Below are 22,525 nucleotides of genomic sequence, written 5' to 3' on the forward strand. Positions count from 1 at the left end.
TCTGGGTTTCAGGTTCAGTTTAAATCCGCTGGCATATTATGGTGTCACCGTCTTTCATGTCATTGCTGTCCACGGATTCTTCAGGGTCTATATGATTGGTGGAACCGAACCACTTGGGCCTGGAATGAAAATACCATCCGTAGGGTTCGTTCTTGGCATCGGTAAAATGGATCTGGCTGTTCGGGTGTTTGTCGTTATAGTCATTGATAAAATAATAAAACAGCCTTCCGAACTCCATGGCCCGGGGCGCTTTTACCTTAAAATTGATAATATGCCTGTCGTTCGGTTTTTTGTGGAACACGAGATTGAGCAAAATAACATTGCGCATCTCGGTGATCTGCGGATTGGGATACTTGTTGTTTAACGGGTAAAACCAGCGTTTGTACAACCGCGCAGGTATGGTTATGGCGGTTTCAAACAAAATGAGCACAAGGGTGGGCACCAAAAAGAGCAGCAGACTGCCGAACATATAATATACAAACTGGAATTCTGCAAAATAGGCGATCACCACGATCATGAATACTGCCACATACAGGCACGTTACAAAAGCAAAAAATATCTCCTTGTATATTTTCCTGGTTTCAAAGCGCTTGAAAAACTTGTGAAAAAATATCAGGTGCCCTGTTCCGATCAGCAACATAAACCCCTGAAAAGAAATAAAACGGGCGTTCAGGGTAGTGGATTTCAAATTGTATAGAATAGCCCCGAAACCAATAACTATAACGCCAAGTACCAGGACATACAGCAGGTATTTCCATTTTTTCTTCCGGAACTTCGGAGCTACGGCACCAAAAACCATACTGAGTATGAATGCAACGGCAAGTACAATCAAAAGTACGGTAAGGACCTCTCCGGTTACAATATAATCTAAAATCTTTCTCATGGTCTATATTACGGTTGAGATTCCCATCCTGGATTGATACAGGGTTTCGTTCAGTTCAAAACGCTCGTCTTCGTCCCTGAGCATCAACTGATATGAAAATTGCACCTGGCAAGGTAAGAATAAATGAAAAAAGGCTTCCAAAAAACTTTCCATTTGCCCCTTGTTGACATATTCAATAAGTTTTTTCGAATCTTTCAGCGGACCTATGACAAAATGGTATTTCTTTAAAAATATTTCTTCCTTGCTCTCCAGGGTGGTATTGATCCCCAATAACATCTCTTCTGCTTTTTCATAAGGGTCAAAAACCTGCTCCAATTTAACATTTTTTGTAATGATCTCCACACTTTCGCCTATAATGGACTCCAATCCTTTCCTTACATCTTCCACATTGCGGCTCACAAAGTTCTTTTGCCGCATCAGCAGAAAGAACATCCTGACGAGGAGTTCATCGGGGATCTTTTCGGATACGCCGAGAATCATGCGGATCACATCTGCCAGTCCGTAGGCATTAATATCCCTGAAAAAATCAGACTCGTACTTTTCCACCTGGTGCCTGAAACGAAAAAATTCGTTTTCGAGCGGGTTGAAAAAGTGCCTGGCTTCCCTTTCTTCCTTTTTCCGCTTTTTATATTCCTCTACGGGATCTTCGTTGCGTTCGCGCGACCGGTAATTATGGGTAATCCCTTCCGGAAGGATATCGTAAAAGCCGTCACGGCTCACCCTGAAATGCCACATATCGGCGTTATTCATGTCCAGCTCCACCTGCATGATATCCCTGCTGAACTTCCGGTAAAAATTACCTTCGGGCAACACGGTGACATCCTTTTCCTGAACTTTATAACGCAGCAACACCTCGAAAAGCAGTTCGGCTTTCAGGTCGAACGGAGGTATATGCTGTAATTCTTCAAAAATGATATCTTCCCTGTTCATCATTGTTTCATATTTTTCACTCTCCCCCTCCCGATGTAGCCTTTACGCCACATACGATCTCTCAGGTTCACTATTTCCACTCCTCCTGAAGGCGTAACGGTCAGAAAACGCTTGTTTTTGAGATATATCCCCACATGGGTATACGGCCGTCCGCGATCCCTGAACCGGAAGAAGAGCAAATCCCCTTCTTTCATATCCCTGGTATAGTGTATCTGCCCTTCGGTATAATTGGTGAGAATGGCCTTCGAAGTGGTACGGGGAAAGCTGACTTCATAGACTTCCCTGTACAGGTTTTGCATCAGGGTAAGGTGGTCCATGCGGTCTTTCCGGTAAGGAGTTCCGAGGCGGTCCTTTATATAGGAGTACAATTGTGCGTTCTTTACTTCCAAAGGCTTCACTTTTAATTCTTCGCCAAAGAAAATCTTGTCTTCTATCTTCAGGGGGGAGTACCCCTTCACTTTCACTTCTTCCACCAACGGGGCCGACCGGGCTCCGTGACTCTTCAAACCGGAAATATTCCCGGGGACGATCGGGTCTAAGGGATATTGCGTGGGCCGTATGATCCCTACAACCTCAACCTCGTCCAGCATAATCGAAGATTCACTGTCAGACAGTACCACCTGTCCTGTTTCCAGGAGAAGCGCTGCGTTCATCGGTTCTTTTTCGGGAACAGTCTCTGTAGTTGAAGTTGTTTGCCTGGGCGGCGATGGTGCCGGGGTACTGCTTTCCCCGTCCAGTTCGGCCCGGACATCCTTGTCTGTAATAGGTTCCAGGGCCATATAAGATTCTTCCTCCCCTGTTTCGACAGCTGCTTCTTTCTCTTCGTCGAGGTCTTCCAGTTCTCCGAATTCCATTTGCACCAGTTCATCGGTAATGGGAATGATGGCCTGTTGAGAGGATTTACAGGAAACCACCAGGACCACCAGCCATAAACATCCTAATATTTTTCTTGTCATGCTTGCTTTATTTGTAATGATATGACAGTATCTGTGACAGACGGAATCCCAAAACCCGATATGTTATCGTTTGAGGCCACCGGGACCTGCTTTGCCCCGGAGTTTACGGACAAATCTAAAAAAAACTTCCAAAAAGGATACGACTTCCCGCTTGCCCGGCAGGCAACATAACCATTTAATAATATCTTTTTTCCTGATTTACTTGTCATACACATAGCTTTATAGTAAAAAGGACGCCAACACCCCGGGCGACATATTTTTTCAGGGGTTGAAAATACAACAATTACCCGCGCTGCATTATAGCCGAAAACAGGGGTTTTTTAATCAACTTCACAATGGGAATCCGAAAAACGAAGTGCGATCCTGCAAAACCAGGGAGGAAAGCACACCAAAAACGGTCGCACTTCCGTTACCCGGAAAGGATACTTAAAAAACCCATACCACAACAATACAGAGGCAGATGCAAAGCCTCCATCCGGTCCGTCGTTTCCTAACGTATGGATTCCGGAATGGCTTTTATCCTGCCGCTGGCCTTATACGTATTTCGCCAATAGGGATCCCTGAGGCTTGTTATCTGCACTCCCCGGGATTCGGTAGCCGATAAAAACTTCATGTTCTTCAGATATATCCCTACATGCGTCATTATTTTTTCGTTACTGGACCTGAAAAACACCAGGTCGCCTTCCTTCAGGTACTTTACAGACCGGAAAGGCTCCACATGGTTGTCATTGAGCATGATCTCCGAGGCCGTACGCGGCAATTCCACATCATACACCTCCCGGTACAGGTCCTGCATCAGGGCAGAACAATCAATTCCTCCTTTGGTTTCACCGCCGTATAAATAAGGAACACCCTGCCACTCCTTTATATATGCATATAATTTCTGATTGGTGATCTCGGAAGGTTTTACACCCAACACCCTTGCAAAATAGACCCTGTCCCGGGCGGAGATCAATTCCGGCTCTTCTTCTTTCTCCTCTTCCCCGGGCACGATATCCATCTCCCTTACCACCCTGATCTGTTCCAGTCCCGGCTTTTCACCCAACTCGGCATTGACATACGGATCTGTGATCATATATGCCGTATCCTTATTACTTCCGCAGCTACAGAACAAAACACATACAAAACCAATGCGTATCCATATATTCTTCATCCGTTCAGATTTTAATTACAGAACCCTGTATTTAAAGTTTTTTATTAATTATCATCGCTCTGAAAATCATCTCCAAATTGCGTTGACCGCAAACAAAAAAAGACATTCCGACCCCGGAACCAAACAGTTACGATCCCACAATGTCCCTCAACGACTCCGGGTCACTTTTGATGCAGCAAATTAAAACAGAAATATTCGCAAAAGTTAAGTTCATTTTAAAAATACGTCAAAATTACGTTATTTTACGACTTAAATCCGGGCTTTAATCTGGCACGACTTTAAGGTTTTATTTATTTTTATTAGCTTGTACCCTCATTTTTCCGTACGAAAATACAATATTTTTGTTTTATTTAGAAATACTTGTTTTCCATGATTTTTTATAACTCTCAAATTGTGTATTTTTGGAAAGTGCTGGAAGATGAAGTATTTAAGCACCCGAAATTACATTTTAAACCCCGTTTTTGATTCACTCCCAAAGTTAAAAACCACTGAGAATGAACAGGAATTCACATATTAAAACACATTTTGATTCCAGGGTTATCCTGTCTTTTGTCGCCATTCTCCTGCTATCGGGTATCATATTGGCTTTCAGGGTCAATGAAAATGAACCCTGCCAGGTTGAAGACTTCAAGATACAGGCTTCTTCCTTCAAGGTCGGTGAACTCATTACCTTTTCAGATTATACCGATAACGCACACGAGTGGAAATGGAATTTTGGTGACGGCAATGAGGTCTCGTTCCGGTCCAAGGTGGCCCATGAGTACAAAGAACCCGGCAAATACCTGGTGAACCTCTGGGTAAACAAAAACTGTAACATTGCCAAAATTGTGGAGATCAAACCGGAAACGGATGTGATTGACTCTACATTGCTGCCGAGGTTCCGGGCCCCCAGGGTGGCCTACGTGAACGAGCCGGTTGCTTTCAGCGACAGCACATCGCATGCCAAATCCTGGGAATGGCGTTTCGGCGAAGGCGATAAGATCGATGCCATTGATAAAAATCCCACCTACACCTATTCCACTCCGGGAGAAAAAACGGTATCCCTCTTTGTCAATGACGATATCAAGTATGTGAGTTTCAAAAAAATCACCGTTTTGCCCGCCCGGAAGGAAAACAAACCGATCTCGAGGGCCGATATCATCCGGGAAACCCAAACCAGTGTGGTCAATGATTATCTGGACAGAATTCCGGAAGCACCCGCATCGGAACTTGAGGAAAAACCTGCGGTGGCGGTTAAAAAGACAGAGGAACCGGAAGAAAAGATAAAAGTGCCTGAACTGGACGAAGGCAAACTGGCAAGACTAATCATGGGCATCTCGCAAGACAAGCTCTCTTTCAGCAATTTCACGAGGTATTTCTGCAAGGACCGCCTCCCGTCCGTACAATTATTAAAGGAAGACAGGGTGGTTTCCGTCCATTACCTCAACAACATCCTCCGGGGCAAAAAAATAGAACTGAAAAGTGTATCTATGGTACGCAACAAAAAAAACAACTGCGTATCTCTTATCGTACTGGATTACAAACGAAAAGGACTGTTTTAACAGGAAAAATATACTTGGTAATTAATTTTTATTATATTTAACTTAAAAATCACGTTATGGCAAATCTTTCAAACAGTTACGGGATTGGAGGAAATGAAGTAAAGCCGGAAGGCGAAGAAAGCATCGTTGACATCCCACAGAATAAGACATTGATAGCCCAGAAGTTAACTCCCAATACCCCGGTAAGGCCCGAAATAACAACAGGCCTGAAAAACATGGACGAAGTTTTTGAACATTTCTCCCCTAAAATAAACGTCAATTTCGAAAACAGCGAAGGAATGACCGTAAGGGAAGAACTGAAGTTCAGGAGTGTTTCCGATTTCTCGGCAAAAGGAATCACGGCACAAAGCGAATTCCTCACCGATCTTCAGACCAAAAAAGAACAGTACAGTAAAATGATAAAGCAGCTGAAGACCAATAAGGTTTTGAAGCTTGCCCTCCAGGACCCGGAAGCCAAGAAATCCATTATAGAGACTATTGAAGCTTTGGTTCAGGAAATTGAAGAATCTGATAAATAATTCTACCTATGAAGAATCCAAAAGAAACAACCCCTTCTGCAGTAAAGGATCAGGCAAAGGAAAGCAAAAAGGTAAGTCTGGAGCAAAAGCTGGAGTCCTTTATCCAGTTCGGAGGCTTTGACTTGCTGGAAAGTGCTATAGAAGGTGTACAGAATCTGAGTCCGGACAGAAAAGCGAGAAGAAATATATTTTTAAACGAGGCAGGTAAAAAAACGGAAAGGCAAAACTTGAAAAGGGTGTTGAAGCTATGGGGCGAAGCCCTGAAATCTTCAGACAACTTGGTAGACCTGGTAGACAATTGCCAGGATGAAGCCGAAAGTGCTGAAAAGACACTGAAAAAGAACCTTTCTACCGCACTGGACGATACCAAGGAACTGGAAGAGTCTTACCGCACCCTGGCCATGTTCTTCAAGAACACCGAGCAAAGCAAGGTGAAAAACGTTGCCATAATCAACGCAGAACTCGATCAGCTCAAAGACCTTGACAATACCCGGTTTGTTGACCATATCGAGGAAGAACTCGTTAACAATTACGACCGGCTCGACCTCCGGAACAATTATTCCCTGTTGGTCATCCCCGGTTACCTCGGTTCTAACAAAGTACTGGAAAAATGGGCGAAAATTGCCCATAACAATAAGGTGATGCTGGTTACCGACTTCCAGCATCTGGACGAACCCGATGATGTTATTGAAATGTTCGAACTGGCCAACCTTACCGGGGGCGACATTTACCGTTCTAATGTTATTATGACGTGCAACTGGCTCGTGGGACGGGGTAAAAACGAAGAAGTAGGTGAAGAAGACCACCTTTACATCCCTCCTTCCAGTGCCCTCGCCGGAAAGATATACAACACCCTGATGTCCCAGATCACCGCCGGGAAAAAATTCGGCGGTATTAACGAGGTGGACGGGGTGAAATTCGACCTCAAGAAAAGTGAGATCGCCGACCTGGAGCACCTCGGACTGGTACCCATGGTCAACGAATACAACAAGGTAATGGCCTTCTCCGGAAAAACCCTGTTCAACGGAGATAACCTCGGATTACAAACGTATTCCGTGGTACGCGTGTTCGATTATGTGACCAAGGTAATGATGGATTTCCTCAACCGGAGGGCATTCGAAAACTTCAACGCCAAAACCCGTAAACAAATACTCAACCAGGTCATCAAGTTCCTCGACAGTGTTTCGGGCCCGGACAAATTGATCGAGGATTTTGACATTACCAAGTTTGAACAGGATCCCAATCAAAAAGACCGGATTTTCTTGGATATTCGCCTTAAACCGTACTTCCCCGCCAAAAACTTCCTTATCAAAATGGACGGTCAAAAAGGCGACGAAGGCACCGAATGGGATACCGAATATTCCGAGCAATAATATTATTTTTCGTACGCATAAAACAAACTATTTTCTGGAAACCGCCGGCATTGTACCGGCGGTTTTTTTATGTTATCAAACCTTTAACCCTGCGTCAAAAAATCATATTTTTTAAAATAATCTTCTTTTTATGCTTTGATTAAAGACCTCTTTTCCTTACTTTTAGGGCATTATTTCATAGATTTTCGTGTTTTTTTCTTTACCCTAAATACTTAATTGACCATGTTTTTAAAAGTAACCTTCCGCCTTCGCATGACACCTACAGACATTTCTTACACACACCATTTACCAGAACAATACCCGGTGCAAACCGGGACGAACGTATACACCATCCGGCATAAAATGAGGAAGTGACCACGGGAAATTATACTTTATCCCTTCATATCGAAAACAAAACTTAACCCCCCAAATCCTATGAGTTTCCTGGCAAAATTTGAGATTGACGACATGTCATACAACATCCTGGAATACGATATTTTCCTGGAACAAAAGACGGACAGCAACGGCAAACCCTCCAGTGGTCCCAAAGGAGGCGAGATACGCCTTGTTATAGAAACAGATATGAAAGACAATTTTTCCGACTGGATGGTAAGCAACACACAGACCAAGGACGGTAAACTTGTCTTTTACAAACGGGACGGCATGAGCCGCATGAAGAGTATTTCCTTTAAAAAAGGATACTGTATCCGTTACGGTGAAACTTTCCGTGCCTCCGGCAACGACCCCATGATTACCGATATCCTGATCTCCGCCAGGGAAATCAGCATCGGTAATACCCTTTACAAAAAGAAATGGACCGAAGTACGCTGATATTCTTTTTTCCGGACTACAACAAACCAGTCATAAACTCAAAAAAGCACACATTATGGCACTGCAAACCGACTTAACCATAAAAATCGGAACGCTCAGTTTAAATACTTTCCTTCGCTTTGAGCTCACCCAGAACATTGACAATCACCACGAACTCACCCTGGAATGCAGGGAAGATGAAATATACCTGCAACATCCGGAACTGTACGGCAACTACCAAAAGCTGATCGGTGAAAAAATACTCGTCACCATGAAGGGCACGGACGGTATGTTCTCTGTTCACACCGGATATTTTAAAGGCGTGGTTACCCGGGTAAAGGCCAGGAATTCGGATGAACACGAAGGGAAACGATTGCACTTCAAAGCCTTCAGCCCCACTATTCTTTTGGATAACGGTCCCGAATCGTTCTCCTTTCTGAAAAAAGATTTTATCCACATTGTACACAATACGACCAGGCTCTACGACAGCGACATGCTGAAAATCACCACAAAACCGGTAAAAAATCAGCCTTACCCGTATATCGTACAATATAACGAAAGTGATTACGACTTTCTCAAGCGCATGTGTTCAAGACAAGGGGAATGGTTTTATTACAACGGTGTACAGCTTATCATAGGACAGGAAGATCCCGGGGAGGACATCGAGCTGCACTACGGGTACAACCTCTTTGAGTTCGACCTTGAAATGACCCTGCAACCCACACGCTTCAAATATCACGGTAACGACCTTTCCCTGGGGGCCTCGCACTACAGCTCTACCCGTTCACTCGAAAATTCCATCAACGGCATTGCAGGTGAACTGATACAGTCTTCCGGAAGGGTATTTGACAAAGAGACCACCGTGCAGCACAACCTCCTGGTCAATGAAGGTAACGGGCAAACCGATATGGATCATTATGCGCTGCTGAATTTTCAGAAGAAAGTGGCCAATATGCTCTTTATCTATGGGAAAAGCGAGAATCCCGCACTCCGTCCCGGAACCCTTATCAACGTATTTGATGAGAACGGCAACACTACCGGTCGCTTTAAAATAATTGCCGCCTCACATCATTGTACGGATACCGGCGATTATGAAAACACCTTTAAGGCGGTCCCGGCTTCTGTAACCATATCGCCCTATTCCAGTCCCGGAAACTACCCGAACTGTGAAAGCCAGCCCGCTACGGTCATAGACAATAATGACCCCAAAGGGCTTGGCCGTGTAAAAGTACAGATGGCATGGCAGGAAGAAAATGCCCAGACTACAGATTGGATCCCCCTTTCCACTCCTAACGGGGGCTCAGGCAAAGGCTTTCATTTCGTCCCCGAGATCGGGGAGACCGTGATGGTGGACTTTCAGAGCGGCAATGCCGAAATGCCCTATGTTACCGGGTGCGTTCAGCACGGCAATGCCAACAGTGGCTACGCCGACCCCAACAATAACCTGAAAGCCATACAAAGCCGGAACGGCAATAAGATCATTATGGACGACAATAGTGGTTCCATGTTTATGTCCGATAACGGCGGGGCATCCTCTTTGTATGACGGTGCCGGAAACCTCTACGTAAATGCCAATTCCAATGTTACACTCAATGTAGGAGACGGCAATGCCAAAATCACCATGGATTGTTCCGGGGCCGTCACAATAGAAGGAAATACCAACATAACGTTAAAAGTCAACAGCAGTAAGATAGAGATAACAGAAAACGACATCACTATCGACAGTAAAAATGTAAATTTAAAAGGAAAAGAAAAAATTGATTTAGCAGGAGAAGATATTGTTACAATCAGCGGCAAAACCAACACTGTGACCGGCGATACCAAAACCACAATAGACGGAGCTGAAATTGCCGTAACACCCACGGGAATTGTCACCATCTCAGGAAGTGAAGTCGATATAAATTAAGAAGCACCCATGTCAGATTCAGATAAATACAGTTTTTATAAAGGCGACAAGGAATATCCGCAAGCGGTAGAAGAAAAAGAAAAAACGGAAGCACACTCCCCTGTCGAACCCACCCGGGATACTTCGGCCAAATACAGGTGCGAACAGGTGAACACTACCAAAATAGACGGAAAGCTCACCAGTAACTCCCTGCAAAAGTTCCAGTTCCACGTCGAAATTTTCCCTTCGACAAAAACAGCGAAGGTAAAACTCGAAGATCATTATTACAATATGAACCCTCCGGTGTTGAACAAGGTTTTCGATTTTATCACCAAAACAGAGTCTATCCGCCATGATGTTTCCTTTAACTACGGAGAAGACGGTAAGATCACCAATATCCTGAACAAAGAAGAACAGGCAGAGAAATGGAGAGCCTTTAAGAATTCCAAAGAGTTCCGTACAGAGTTCATTACTGGCATGCAGGACAATAACGAAAAGGGGCTCGAAGAGATCATTAGGTCGGGAGACCGGCAATTTTCCCTTTCCCATGATTCGGAAGAAGAACTGCGCAGGGAAATGTTCTACTCCGTCCTTTTCGACTGGCAGCTTACCTCCAATGACAACAACAGCGTTCAACAAAAGGAGTTTTTGTTCCGTTCCATTTTATTGCCAAACGTTATTGTACCAATGGATTTCAGGTGTGATGTGTTAAAAGAAGAGGACGATATACTGAAACTCCGAAAAGTGGGCTCCGCAAAACTCGGGGATGAATTGCTTGAAGAGATCATCAAAAAACACGACCAATACTACAAGCCCCAGATAAAGTACAGCTTTACGGAATACAAACTGGAATTCCGGCAAACCTACGATGTGGACCCGACAACCCGCCTGGTGAATGAAGCAAGACTGATATGGAACGAGGCCATCAAGGATAATGCAGAGAGCTTTTGCGAATTTAAAATGCGAAAATTATAAGGTAAAATGAACCCAACCCTATCTCATACAAAAAGTGAAAAGGAGAAGTATGCCGCAGGCTTTACCCTTAACAACGTCATGACCATCCAGATAGGTAAATGGTACATATTGTGGGGGATTGTGGTGATCATATCATTTTTTGGGATCAAGGTATTTTTGGGAGACGTCCTCCGAATAATACAATCGCCTTATAGCTTTGTCCTGGTGCTTGCCCTGTTTTTTGCGGGTATTCGTCTAATACAAAAAAAATACCTCAAAAAAAGCATTCGTTTTTTTATAAACAAAGACACTGTAAAGGTCATTTATAACGATGTTGATGAATATATCAGGCCCATAGACGATCTCAAGGCTGTCCGGACCCTCCATCACTCTAACAAAAAAGGGGATATACAAGCGGAATTCTTTTTCAGGGGTGAAAAGATCAACCTCACCTCTGCCATAAACCATACCGGAAAAGAGCAGTTAGATGCGTTTTGCCTGTACTGCCAGAAGAAACTGGGATTTGTGGAAGGCAATGTGCCCTTTTCTATATGGACACACAACTGGCAGGGTGTAAAATATGTAGAATACAAAAACCCGAATTACCATGAGTAGCAGCTATTTACCGGAAAAAGTGTTTGCCGTATGTACACATAACACCAATGGCAATTACGGAAAATTGTTAAAAAATCCTGGAGAAAGGAACAAATATACGGTATTGTTCAAGTCCAAAGACAAACCGTTACTTACTAAAGCCGACAAAAAACTGGACGGGCAGTTCTCCTGCAAGACCAACTGGAGCAGCGGTATAGGCACGGCAGCCTTTGGCGGCGGTATTATGGTCGGACTCGGCATAGCGGCAACGGTAGCTACCATTCCCGGAGCCGGATGGCTTGTGGGTGGAGTTATTGCTGCCGGATGTCTTGCATGGGGGCTTATCAGCTTTTTACGCAAACCTTCCTGCAGTGATATGATCGGTTATAAGGAATCCGAATGGATCAATCCGCATTCTTCAGTAACTTTTGACGAATTTCCTGCGGTAACCAAGCAATCCATGATAGCCTGTAAGGAAGGCGGAATGCTGTTACCATTTATCAGTGAATCTGCTGCATCTGCCGCTGCAGGAGAAATTGCAAGCAATAACAGATGGGAAGTAGGCGTAAACATAGGGGCCAGCTTTCTGGCCGGGGTACTCTCCGGATGGGCTGCCGGTTCGGTAGGAGGTGCAGCTGTAGGCACGGGACGGTTTGCCGGAACAAAAGCGGCGGGCAAGGAAGTTCTGGAATTTACCGCTTACGGATTAGCATGTGCCATCCCCATTGGAATGGCATTGTCCTGGGAAAAGGGTGAACTTCGGGAACATTATGATAATAATAATGGTGAAAATCCTATTTACGACGAGATTACCCAGGATAAAAAAGAAGACACTAATATAAATCCTTTCTCTTCCGACCCTCCCTTTATCGACATCCCTATGCCTAATAAACCGACTAAGGAGATCTTATTAAATCATACTGATCTGGAATCCGGTGATGTAGTCGACGCGTGGAACCCTAAAGGGTTTACCGATAAAATAAAAGGGATACGCAAAGGATTGTATGAAAAGCGGAGGGCAGAAATACGCCAGGGAGCATCCGAAAGACGAATTGCAACCCTCAATTCCCAAATAGCAGACATAGACAGGGCCTTAAAACGGGCAGAAGTGACCAGGTCTTTTGCCGGAAAGAAAAACCCTTATGGTAAGAAAGTTTTAAAAGATATACAAAGAGGTGCTTACGGCCCTGAAGCCCAGCGAATTTTTTCAAACCGTTCAGAAAATGGCAAGAAAAACAAAAGAGTAAAAGGAGCAAAACGGGAAAGATTGTATCGGGATGTCCGCAATGAAAGGACCCAGGTATTAAATGGCCATCAAAATGATTTACAGGAACATAAAGATAAACAGAAAAAAGGTGAAAACAGAATACGTGCCAATGCCGGTTTAGGTGCAATGGGCAACCTGCCTGCATTAAGCGCTCCGTTTATAAGTACCTGGCTCAGTGAAAAAACGCTTAACATAGCCGCGAAAGCCGCCATGGAAGATATGGCCAACGGCATTACCATCGCAGCCCGGGAACATTAATATCCGGCAAATTCCTTTTCGCTTATTTTTACCTGGACAAGCTATTTACTCCCTTTTGCAGACTTAACTTTTATACAACAATTCCTTATTACACCCCTAAACTTCACGTAACATCGGCAGCCTAAATTTGGAGTAACCTGTAAACTTCAAATTTACCATGAGTAGTTATCTGCCGGAAAAAGTATTTACCGTATGCACCCACAATGCGGGAAGCGATTATGGAAAATTACTGACCAACCCGGATGCAAGGGGAGAATTTACCGTACTGTTCAAGTCCAAGGGCAAGCCGTTGCTCACTGAAGCCGATAAAAAATTAGACGGGCAGTTCTCCTGTAAAACAGGCTGGAGTAGCGGTGTAGGGACTGCCGCGTTTGGTGTAGGTATTATGGCCGGGCTGGCTGTCGCCGCCACTGTTGCCACCGTTCCGGTAGCAGGGTGGGTTATTGGAGGATTAATTGCCGCTTTTTGTATTGGTTCCGCCCTTTTCGGAATGTTCAAGCCCAAACCCACCTGCAGCGAAATGATCGGTTACCAGGAGTCTTCCTGGCTAAACCCCCATCCTACAGTAACTTTCGACGGCCATGCCGCGGTGACCAAACAGTCCATGATACAGTGCAAAGAGGGTGGTTTCCTGCTGCCGTTTATCAGCGAATCGGAAGCAGCGGAAGCAGCAGCGGAAATCGGAAGCCAAAACAAGAACGAGATCGCTGTTATCGGAGCAACCGGTTTTATCAGCGGTATGGCGATGGGTTTTACAGGGGGGACCTCGGGAGCTCTCGGAGTGGGAAAATCCCTTCTTTGGGGTGCAGGACTTTCAGCCGTAGTACTCCAACCTCTGTTAGACGCAGAGTCCTGGGTCCTTGAAGAGACCTATAACAATGAACCCAACCCGTACTACAATGATATGACCGATATGGTCGGCCCGGAAATGGATGTTTCTGACAGCATTATTGAAGTCGTAACTCCGGATGCTCCGGCCCCTACCCCGCTTAAAGATCCTCTGTCTGATATAGTTCCTGGAGGGGAAGTAGCTTCTACCTGGAACGCCAAAAGCCCGAGAGATCGTATAAAAGAAGTCCTGAGAAACCTCAAAGAGCAAAAGAGAAATCTGCTGGGTGTCCGAGGTTCCGAAAGAATGATCGCCGGGTTAAATGCACAGATCGCACAGGTCAATAATGCCATTACCACGGCAAACCAGATAAACCCCAATACAGGACAACCCAATGGTTTTTCAAAGGCCAGCAACCCCGCGGCCGCAGAAGTTTTCAGAAATGCCAGGAACGGAGTTTACGGGCATCAGGTACGGAGTATTTTTACCAATAGCAGGGGTGATGGGCGAGGCATGAACCGGGGAAATAATTATCAAAGTGCCAGGGATACCCTCCGGCAAAGTCCTACGATGCAAAACAGGCAGAACACTCTGAACCAATATCAATCCAATGCCAATAACAACCGTACCAATATCCGGGCTCGCGGAGGTATGGCCGGTATAGGCATTGTAGGGCTCGTCTTGCCCTTCATCAGTAATTACATGAGTGAAGCCACTCTGAAAATGGCCGCAGACGCCGCTATGGAAGACATGGCAAACGGCATCAGTATCACAGCAAAACAGCATTAATCCCGACCGAAGGGAAACCTCAGCCCCAGCCCCTCTTATCTTCTAAAAGGGCAGGTACGAAAGCGTCCTGCCCTTATATATTTCTTCATTTCCGGCACTTTTTAACATTTTTCCCCGTGAGGGTCAAATCATTGCCGTAAAAAAACTACTTTTGCAGTCAAATTACGCCCGTGTTTTCAAAAACCGGGTGGTAAACCGGGCTGTTTTTAAAATTTTACGGTTCCCGGGATCTTGTCCCCCGGAAAAAACAAGGGTATTTCCGTAAAGTTTCAGAAACATCCGGATCAACTGTTTTCGGAAAATATCAAGCATTAACAACACAACAATATGAGTACCACAAAAAAAGCTGCATCCGCTTTAGTATCTGTTTTCAGTAAAGAAGGCCTGGAACCCGTTATCCGGAAATTAGATGAACTCGGCATCACCCTTTATTCCACAGGGGGGACCGAAAAATTCATACGCACCCTGGGCGTAAACGTCGTTCCCGTGGAAGATGTCACCGGGTATCCCTCCATTCTCGGGGGCCGGGTAAAAACACTTCACCCCAAAGTTTTCGGCGGTATCCTGAACCGACAGGATAACGAAAATGACACCGCCGAACTTGAAGCATACGACATCCCCCAGATCGATATTGTTATCGTTGACCTCTACCCCTTTGAAAAGACCGTGGCAAGCGGTGCTTCCGAACAGGACATTATAGAAAAAATAGATATAGGCGGTATTTCCCTGATCCGTGCCGCTGCAAAAAACTTCAGGGATGTATTGTGTGTATCCTCCATGGAAGATTACAACGACTTTTTACAGGTCATTTCCGAAGGAGACGGAAGTACCTCGTTAAAAGACCGGAAACGTTTCGCGGCAAAAGCTTTTAATATTTCCTCGCATTACGATACCGCCATCTTCAACTACTTTAATGAAGAAGAATTGGTTTATAAAGCCAGTGAAACCAAAGGCCAGCAACTGCGCTACGGGGAAAACCCGCATCAGAAAGGCTATTTCTTCGGTGACCTGGAAGCCATGTTTGACAAACTGCACGGCAAAGCACTCTCTTACAACAACCTGCTGGATGTAGATGCAGCCGTTAACCTGATGGAAGAATTCAGGGGAGACGATCCCACATTTGCCATCCTCAAACACAACAATGCCTGTGGAGTTGCCACCCGCCGGACCCTGAAAGAAGCCTATGCGGATGCCCTGGCCGGCGACCCGGTTTCGGCCTTCGGGGGTATTCTGATAGCCAATACAAAAATAGATACGGAAACGGCACAGGAAATAAGCGGCCTTTTCTGTGAAGTGGTCATCGCGCCTTCCTATACCGACGAAGCCCTGGAGATACTCAAAAAGAAAAAAAACAGGATCATCCTGGTTCAAAAAGACGCAGCGCTGGCTGCCACACAGGTAAGAACCTGTCTCAATGGCCTTTTGGTGCAGGAAAAAAATACAAGAACAGATACTGCTGAAGATTTAACGTATCAAACAAACAATAAACCGGCGGATAATGAGTTAGAAGATTTGCTCTTTGCATCCAAAATATGCAAGCACACCAAATCCAACACCATTGTCCTTGCCAAAAACCGGCAGCTATGTGCCAGCGGTACCGGCCAGACCAGCAGGGTAGATGCACTGAAACAGGCCATAGAAAAAGCAAGGTCTTTTGGCTTTGACCTCAACGGGGCAGTTATGGCCAGCGATGCGTTTTTCCCTTTCCCGGATTGTGTGGAAATTGCAGACAATGCCGGAATCAGGACAGTAATACAACCCGGCGGTTCCATTAAAGACCAGCTCAGCATTGATTATTGCAATGCACACAACATAGCCATGGTGTTTACGGGAACACGACATTTCAAACACTAATTGTACCGGTTTTTCCGTTATGAAGGAGAAGCCTGTATTAACAGTGCATTAGCTTCTGTTTATGCTATGGTCCCGTAAATAATACTTTATGGGGTTTTTAATCAAAATGTAATAAACTATTGCTACATTTGGAGAACACCAGCAACCCGGTAAGTACCTAAAACAAAAACGAATAAACTGACTAATTTTACGCATACATGGGATTTTTTGACTTTTTAACAGAGGAGATCGCTATGGACCTCGGTACGGCAAATACGCTGATCATTCACAACGACAAGGTTGTTGTGGACAGTCCTTCCATTGTTGCCAGAGACCGGATATCGGGAAAAATTATCGCTGTAGGCCAACAGGCCAACCTTATGCAGGGAAAAACCCATGAAAACATCAAGACCATACGTCCCCTCAAAGACGGTGTAATTGCCGATTTTGACGCTTCTGAGAAGATGATAAACATGTTCATCAAAAATATCCCGGCCCTGAAACGCAAATTATTCCAGCCTGCACTGCGTATGGTAATCTGTATTCCTTCCGGTATTACCGAAGTGGAAATGCGGGCCGTAAAAGAATCGGCCGAAAGGGTCAACGGCAAGGAAGTTTTCCTTATACACGAACCCATGGCCGCAGCTATCGGTATCGGTATTGATATTATGGAGCCCAAAGGGAACATGATCGTAGACATAGGAGGGGGAACTACGGAAATCGCAGTGATCGCCCTGGGCGGTATTGTATGTGACAAGTCAGTAAAAATAGCCGGGGATGTATTTACCAACGATATTGTGTATTACATGCGTACCCAGCACAATCTTTACGTAGGTGAGGCCACTTCGGAAAATATTAAAATACAGATAGGGTCGGCTACCGAGGACCTCGAGACCCCTCCCGAAGAAATGAGCGTGCAGGGAAGGGACCTGCTCACCGGAAAGCCCAAACAGGTACAGGTGTCTTACCGGGAAATCGCCAAGGCCCTGGACAAATCCATACTCCGCATCGAAGATGCCGTTATGGAAACCCTTTCACAGACCCCTCCCGAACTGGCAGCCGATATCTACAACACGGGAATATACCTCGCCGGCGGGGGTTCCATGCTGCGGGGACTGGACAAAAGGCTTTCGCAAAAAACCGACCTTCCCGTATATATCGCCGAAGACCCGCTCCGGGCCGTGGTGAGAGGAACGGGAATTGCCCTGAAAAACATCGGAAGATTTAAAAGTATCCTGGTCAGATAGGTAAAGTACTATGCAAAACATAATCAACTTTTTTTTAAAGAACAGGTTTTTCTTTCTTTTTCTTGTTTTGCTCATGTTGTCCATGTTTTTCACTATCAGGTCACACAGTTATCATAAAAGTAAGTTCATAAATTCCGCCAACTGGGTTACGGGCGGGTTATACCAGACCGCCAACAACATATCTGCCTATTTCGGCCTGAAAGAATACAACCGTCAGCTGGTTGAGGAAAATAAAAGGCTTCGGACCCTGCTGTTCAACCGGTCACACCCCTATCCCGATTCCATTCCGGAAGACTCCACATTATTGCCCGGAAAACCGGGATATGTGATTCGCAATGCATCTGTCATCAAAAACAGTTACCACTCCCCGAAAAACTATCTTACGCTGAACAAGGGAGAGAACGACAGCATAGCCCAGGATATGGGAGTGATCACATCCAACGGAATTGTAGGTATCGTAGATAACACCTCGGGCAACTATGCCACGGTTCAATCTGTGCTGAACACGCTGACCCGGATAAATGCACAACTCAAAAACACCAACCATTTCGGTACGCTGAAATGGGACGGCAATTCAGAAAATACGGTTCAACTTGTTGATATTTCACGCATAGCCCCCTTAAAAAAGGGAGATACCATCATAACAGGAGGGATGTCTACCATTTTCCCGAAAGGCATCCCCATAGGCACCATAAAAAACTTTGCACTTGACATTTCCGAAAATTATTATATTATCAATGTAAAACTCTTTAATGACATGACCAGTCTCAGCCATGTATATGTCATTGAAAACACCAACAGAAAGGAGATCATCGAATTAGAACAATCGGTAAATGAATAATAACGCATTGACAAACAGCATACGGTTTATAGTTCTGGTACTGGTGCAGGTGCTCATATGCAACCATATTCATTTTCTGGGTTTCATCAGTCCCTATATTTACATATTGTTTATCCTGATCTACCCGTTGAAGAATGAAAACAAGGCACTTTTTCTTTTCCTGTCGTTCCTTATTGGTCTCAGTGTGGATTTTTTTAGTGACAGCGGCGGGATCAATGCAGCTGCGTCACTGTGTATTGCTTATATACGCCCGGTAGTACTGCGTTTCTCTTTTGGCAGCGCTTACGAATACCAGACCCTGAAAATAGGCAACACCAATCTCGGACAGCGTTTTATATACCTGTCCATAATGATTTTAACACATCATATCATACTTTTTTGCCTGGAGATTTTTAGTTTTACACATATACTCACAACCTTGAAAAAAGCGTTATTGTCCGGGGCCTTTACCCTGCTGTTGTGTTTTTTATTCATCCCGCTGTTCAGGACTAAAAATCAATGAGAAAACTATTACTGTCATCCATTATCGTCATTGTTGCCCTCGTTTATATCGGGAGGCTCTCCTACCTGCAATTAATTGCAAGCAACAGGGACAATCCGCTGGATGATACCGCTATAAAACGGGTATATGACTATCCGGAACGCGGATATATCTACGACCGTAACGGAAAATTACTGGTGGCCAACCAGCCTTCCTATGACGTCATGGTCATTCCCCGAGAAGTAAAGTCCCTGGACACCCTGGAATTCTGTTCACTTCTGAATATCAACCGGGAGGATTTTATTGAAAAATACAATAAAGCCCGTACCTATTCGCCAAGACTGCCTTCCGTATTCGTACCGCAGTTGTCCAAGGAAGAATATGCCGCTTTACAGGAAAAAATGCGGAAATACGACGGTTTTTATATCCAGAAACGGTCGCTCCGCCACTATCAGACCAAACACGGGGCAAATATTTACGGTTATATCAGGGAAGTAAGTGATTACGATTTAAAAAGGAACCCGGGCTATCAATCGGGAGAACTCATAGGAATACAAGGCGTAGAAGAATATTATGAAAATATCCTCAGGGGGCAGAAAGGGGTGAAATTCATTCAGAAAGATCGTTTTAACCGGGATATAGGCTCTTATAAAAACGGGATATACGACACGCTTCCGGAACAGGGAAAAGACATTCAGCTCACCATAGATATTGACCTTCAGGCCTACGGGGAACAACTCATGGTAAATAAACGGGGGGGCATTGTAGCCCTGGAACCCAGGACCGGGGAGATCCTGGCGCTGGTCACCGCACCGAGTTATGACCCGTCGTTACTGGTAGGCAGGCAACGCTCGCGAAACTATACCCGGCTTTCTTACGATTCCATAGCAAAACCCCTGTATGACAGAAGCCTCCTGGCCATGTACCCTCCCGGCTCTCCTTTCAAGGCGCTGAATGCACTCGCGGCATTACAGGAAGGGGTTATTGACCCTTCGACCAGGATCACCTGTAAGAACGGTTATTATTACAACGGGAGAAGGCTTATGGCATGCCATTGCGGAGGCGGGACCAGGCAGTTGGTAAAAGGCGTTGCCTTGTCCTGTAACGGTTATTTTGCCAATGTGTACCGGAGGATCATAGACAAATACCCTACTTCTGCCGAAGGCATGACCGCCTGGGAAAACCACATGCGCAGCTTTGGCCTGGGGGATTATCTCGGGTATGACCTGCCCACAGGTAAAGCAGGAAGGATTCCGGATGCAGACATCTACAATCGCATGTATGGCGAGCACCGGTGGTATTCCACAACCAACATATCCAATGCCATCGGGCAGGGAGAGGTGCTCACCACGCCCATACAACTGGCCAACATTACCGCCGCGATTGCAAACCGGGGATATTTTTATACGCCACATGTCCTGAAAACCGTAGAAAACAACCCCATTAAAAACAAAAAATTCACCAAACCGAAGCACACGACCATAGACAAAAAATACTTCGAACCCGTTATAGAAGGAATGTTTGATGTGTACAAAACCGGAACCGCAAGGTTTATTCAAATCCCGGATATCAATATTGCCGGAAAAACCGGTACTGCAGAAAACTTTACGAAGGTAGACGGGGAGCGGACACAGCTTACGGACCACTCCATCTTTGTGGCCTTTGCCCCGGTGGAAGACCCGAAGATCGCCATTGCCGTTTTTGTAGAGAACGGGTACTGGGGGTCCAGGTATGCAGGCCCCATGGCTTCCATTATGATCGAAAAATATCTCAAAGGTGAAGTAACCAGAAAAGACCTGGAAAAACGCATGCTGGAATCGAGCCTGGAAGAAGAATACGCAAAACCATACAGCGGAAAACCCTTTAGGATTAATGAATAACTCCTTTATACGAAAAATAGACTGGCTTACGGTAATATTGTATTTCCTCCTGGTGTTCATAGGATGGCTGAACATATATTCCAGCAGTATTACCGAAAGCAACGGGGTCTCTGTTTTCGACTTTTCCCAGTTTTACGGCAAACAGCTTACTTTCATAGGTCTCAGCAGTATATTTATTGTACTCATCCTGGCCATAGACGCCAAATTCTACCAGCGGTTTGCAGGGGTGATATACCTCGTTTCCCTGGCTTCACTCGTCGGGGTCTTTCTCTTCGGAAAAACCATTGCCGGCCAGACAGCCTGGTATGACCTGGGTTTTTTCAGTATCCAGCCGGGAGAATTTGCCAAAACCGCAACTGCCCTGGCCCTGGCCGAATACCTCAGCGACTCCCAGACCAATATAAAACACTGGAAATACCAGCTAAAAGCCCTTTTGATCATGGGTGCACCCATACTTTTTATTTTACTCCAGCCCGACCCGGGGAGTGCCATGGTTTTCCTTTCTTTTATTCTCGTATTGCACCGCGAAGGGTTGCCGTCCATTTATCTGTGGAGCGGGCTGGGACTTACCTTCCTGTTCATCACAACACTGATGTTCGGGGCCATAGGGGTTTGTGTAGTAACAGCGCTCTTCCTGATCCTTTATTTCCTCTGGCGAAAAAGAAGGAAAAAAATGGTCCCCGTCCTTCCTTTTATCACCTTGTTTATCATTACGGTGATCGTGACTTCAAGTGTACGTTTCACTTTTGACAATGTCTTTAAACAACACCACCGCGACCGGATAAGCCTGTGGCTGAAACTGGAAGACGACCCCACCAGACTCAGTGAGATCCGGAGGTCCATCGGTTACAATACCTACCAATCGGAATCTGCCATATCTTCCGGGGGATTTTCGGGAAAAGGGTTCCTGGAAGGCACACGTACCAAAGGTGGATTTGTCCCGGAACAGCACACCGATTACATATTCAGTACCGTTGGCGAAGAATGGGGATTTGTGGGCAGCTCTGTAGTGATACTGTTATTTACTTTCCTGTTGTTGCGCCTGTTGTTCCTGGCGGAGCGTCAAAAGTCCAAATTCAGCCGTATTTACGGGTATAGTGTGGCCGCTATATTGTTTTTCCATTTCACCATAAACATAGGTATGGTAATAGGCCTGCTGCCCACCGTGGGTATTCCCTTGCCGTTTTTCAGTTACGGGGGATCAGGACTCTGGGCTTTTACCCTCCTGCTCTTCGTATTTATAAAACTGGATGCCAACCAGATCAACGAGTGGGAAGACTTTAATGAATTCCGTTGACAATATCGAAAAAATAAGCCGTATACCCAATTGCTTAAACAACGGACCGGATTACGTTTGCGGCGTAAGGGGTTCGGTTCGCCGCATACACAATTAAGTTCACCGTGTACCGGGTTGCTTATGCAGCGTAAGCAATTGCTTGAGCGGTAAACCGGATTAAGTTCACGGCATAACGAATTAAGTCCGCCGCATACACAATTAAGTTTACCGCGTAACGGGTTGCTTGT

The 22,525-nt window shown here is 45.3% G+C and carries 19 protein-coding genes; 15 read left to right on the top strand and 4 right to left on the bottom strand.

Translation table 11 applies throughout. From position 1 onward, the window contains the following. Window positions 1–19: 19 nt before the first annotated feature. The 4 genes from LS482_RS04685 to LS482_RS04700 all read right to left on the bottom strand — a co-directional run bounded on the left by LS482_RS04685 (window position 20) and on the right by LS482_RS04700 (window position 3,922). Complete coding sequence (locus LS482_RS04685; RefSeq protein ID WP_233030592.1) at window positions 20–883, bottom strand: TssN family type VI secretion system protein; 864 nt, start codon at window positions 881–883, stop codon at window positions 20–22. Window positions 884–886: 3 nt separating this feature from the next. Next, entirely contained in the window at window positions 887–1,816 is a 930-nt protein-coding gene (locus LS482_RS04690; protein ID WP_233030593.1) for a hypothetical protein, read from the bottom strand. Next, a complete protein-coding gene (locus LS482_RS04695) occupies window positions 1,813–2,769 on the bottom strand; it encodes a C40 family peptidase (RefSeq protein ID WP_233030594.1) in 957 nt (318 codons plus the stop codon). The genes LS482_RS04690 and LS482_RS04695 overlap by 4 nt, the downstream gene beginning before the upstream one ends. Before the next feature lie 490 nt (window positions 2,770–3,259). Further along, the gene (locus tag LS482_RS04700; RefSeq protein WP_233030595.1) at window positions 3,260–3,922 is read right to left on the bottom strand and encodes a C40 family peptidase; all 663 of its coding nucleotides are present in this window, start codon (window positions 3,920–3,922) and stop codon (window positions 3,260–3,262) included. A 494-nt stretch (window positions 3,923–4,416) separates the two neighbouring features. On the opposite strand from LS482_RS04700, the gene LS482_RS04705 reads away from it, so the two are divergent. From LS482_RS04705 to rodA, 15 genes are all read left to right on the top strand, one after another. Continuing rightward, the gene (locus LS482_RS04705) at window positions 4,417–5,463 is read left to right on the top strand and encodes a PKD domain-containing protein (protein WP_233030596.1); all 1,047 of its coding nucleotides are present in this window, start codon (window positions 4,417–4,419) and stop codon (window positions 5,461–5,463) included. A 56-nt stretch (window positions 5,464–5,519) separates the two neighbouring features. Next, entirely contained in the window at window positions 5,520–5,981 is a 462-nt protein-coding gene (locus LS482_RS04710; protein WP_233030597.1) for a type VI secretion system contractile sheath small subunit, read from the top strand. A gap of 8 nt (window positions 5,982–5,989) precedes the next feature. Next, the gene (locus LS482_RS04715) at window positions 5,990–7,354 is read left to right on the top strand and encodes a DUF5458 family protein (RefSeq protein WP_233030598.1); all 1,365 of its coding nucleotides are present in this window, start codon (window positions 5,990–5,992) and stop codon (window positions 7,352–7,354) included. 414 nt (window positions 7,355–7,768) lie between these two features. After that, a complete protein-coding gene (gene tssD, locus LS482_RS04720; RefSeq protein ID WP_233030599.1) occupies window positions 7,769–8,164 on the top strand; it encodes a type VI secretion system tube protein TssD in 396 nt (131 codons plus the stop codon). Window positions 8,165–8,219: 55 nt separating this feature from the next. After that, window positions 8,220–10,049, top strand: a complete 1,830-nt coding sequence (locus tag LS482_RS04725; RefSeq protein WP_233030600.1) for a type VI secretion system Vgr family protein — start codon at window positions 8,220–8,222, stop codon at window positions 10,047–10,049. A 9-nt stretch (window positions 10,050–10,058) separates the two neighbouring features. Then, window positions 10,059–11,003 (top strand): hypothetical protein, encoded by a 945-nt coding sequence (locus LS482_RS04730; RefSeq protein ID WP_233030601.1) that lies wholly within the window; start codon window positions 10,059–10,061, stop codon window positions 11,001–11,003. A 6-nt stretch (window positions 11,004–11,009) separates the two neighbouring features. Next, window positions 11,010–11,597 carry a hypothetical protein gene (locus LS482_RS04735; protein WP_233030602.1) on the top strand — a complete coding sequence of 196 codons (588 nt, stop codon included), beginning with the start codon at window positions 11,010–11,012 and terminating at the stop codon, window positions 11,595–11,597. After that, the gene (locus LS482_RS04740; RefSeq protein WP_233030603.1) at window positions 11,590–13,101 is read left to right on the top strand and encodes a hypothetical protein; all 1,512 of its coding nucleotides are present in this window, start codon (window positions 11,590–11,592) and stop codon (window positions 13,099–13,101) included. Before LS482_RS04735 ends, LS482_RS04740 begins: the two co-directional genes overlap by 8 nt. Window positions 13,102–13,258: 157 nt before the next feature. Further along, window positions 13,259–14,719 carry a hypothetical protein gene (locus tag LS482_RS04745; protein ID WP_233030604.1) on the top strand — a complete coding sequence of 487 codons (1,461 nt, stop codon included), beginning with the start codon at window positions 13,259–13,261 and terminating at the stop codon, window positions 14,717–14,719. Between the two features lie 327 nt (window positions 14,720–15,046). Continuing rightward, the gene (gene purH / locus LS482_RS04750; protein ID WP_233030605.1) at window positions 15,047–16,573 is read left to right on the top strand and encodes a bifunctional phosphoribosylaminoimidazolecarboxamide formyltransferase/IMP cyclohydrolase; all 1,527 of its coding nucleotides are present in this window, start codon (window positions 15,047–15,049) and stop codon (window positions 16,571–16,573) included. A gap of 197 nt (window positions 16,574–16,770) precedes the next feature. After that, window positions 16,771–17,799: a rod shape-determining protein gene (locus LS482_RS04755; RefSeq protein WP_233030606.1), complete on the top strand. Its 1,029-nt coding sequence runs from the start codon at window positions 16,771–16,773 to the stop codon at window positions 17,797–17,799. Between the two features lie 10 nt (window positions 17,800–17,809). Next, window positions 17,810–18,640, top strand: a complete 831-nt coding sequence (gene mreC / locus LS482_RS04760; RefSeq protein WP_233030607.1) for a rod shape-determining protein MreC — start codon at window positions 17,810–17,812, stop codon at window positions 18,638–18,640. Further along, the gene (locus tag LS482_RS04765) at window positions 18,633–19,142 is read left to right on the top strand and encodes a rod shape-determining protein MreD (RefSeq protein ID WP_233030608.1); all 510 of its coding nucleotides are present in this window, start codon (window positions 18,633–18,635) and stop codon (window positions 19,140–19,142) included. The genes mreC and LS482_RS04765 overlap by 8 nt, the downstream gene beginning before the upstream one ends. Beyond that, a complete protein-coding gene (mrdA, locus tag LS482_RS04770; protein ID WP_233030609.1) occupies window positions 19,139–21,001 on the top strand; it encodes a penicillin-binding protein 2 in 1,863 nt (620 codons plus the stop codon). The genes LS482_RS04765 and mrdA overlap by 4 nt, the downstream gene beginning before the upstream one ends. Continuing rightward, entirely contained in the window at window positions 20,994–22,298 is a 1,305-nt protein-coding gene (gene rodA / locus LS482_RS04775) for a rod shape-determining protein RodA (RefSeq protein WP_233030610.1), read from the top strand. The genes mrdA and rodA overlap by 8 nt, the downstream gene beginning before the upstream one ends. Window positions 22,299–22,525: the final 227 nt, after the last annotated feature.

The sequence above is a fragment of the Sinomicrobium kalidii genome (assembly GCF_021183825.1).
Lineage (GTDB): Bacteria > Bacteroidota > Bacteroidia > Flavobacteriales > Flavobacteriaceae > Sinomicrobium > Sinomicrobium kalidii.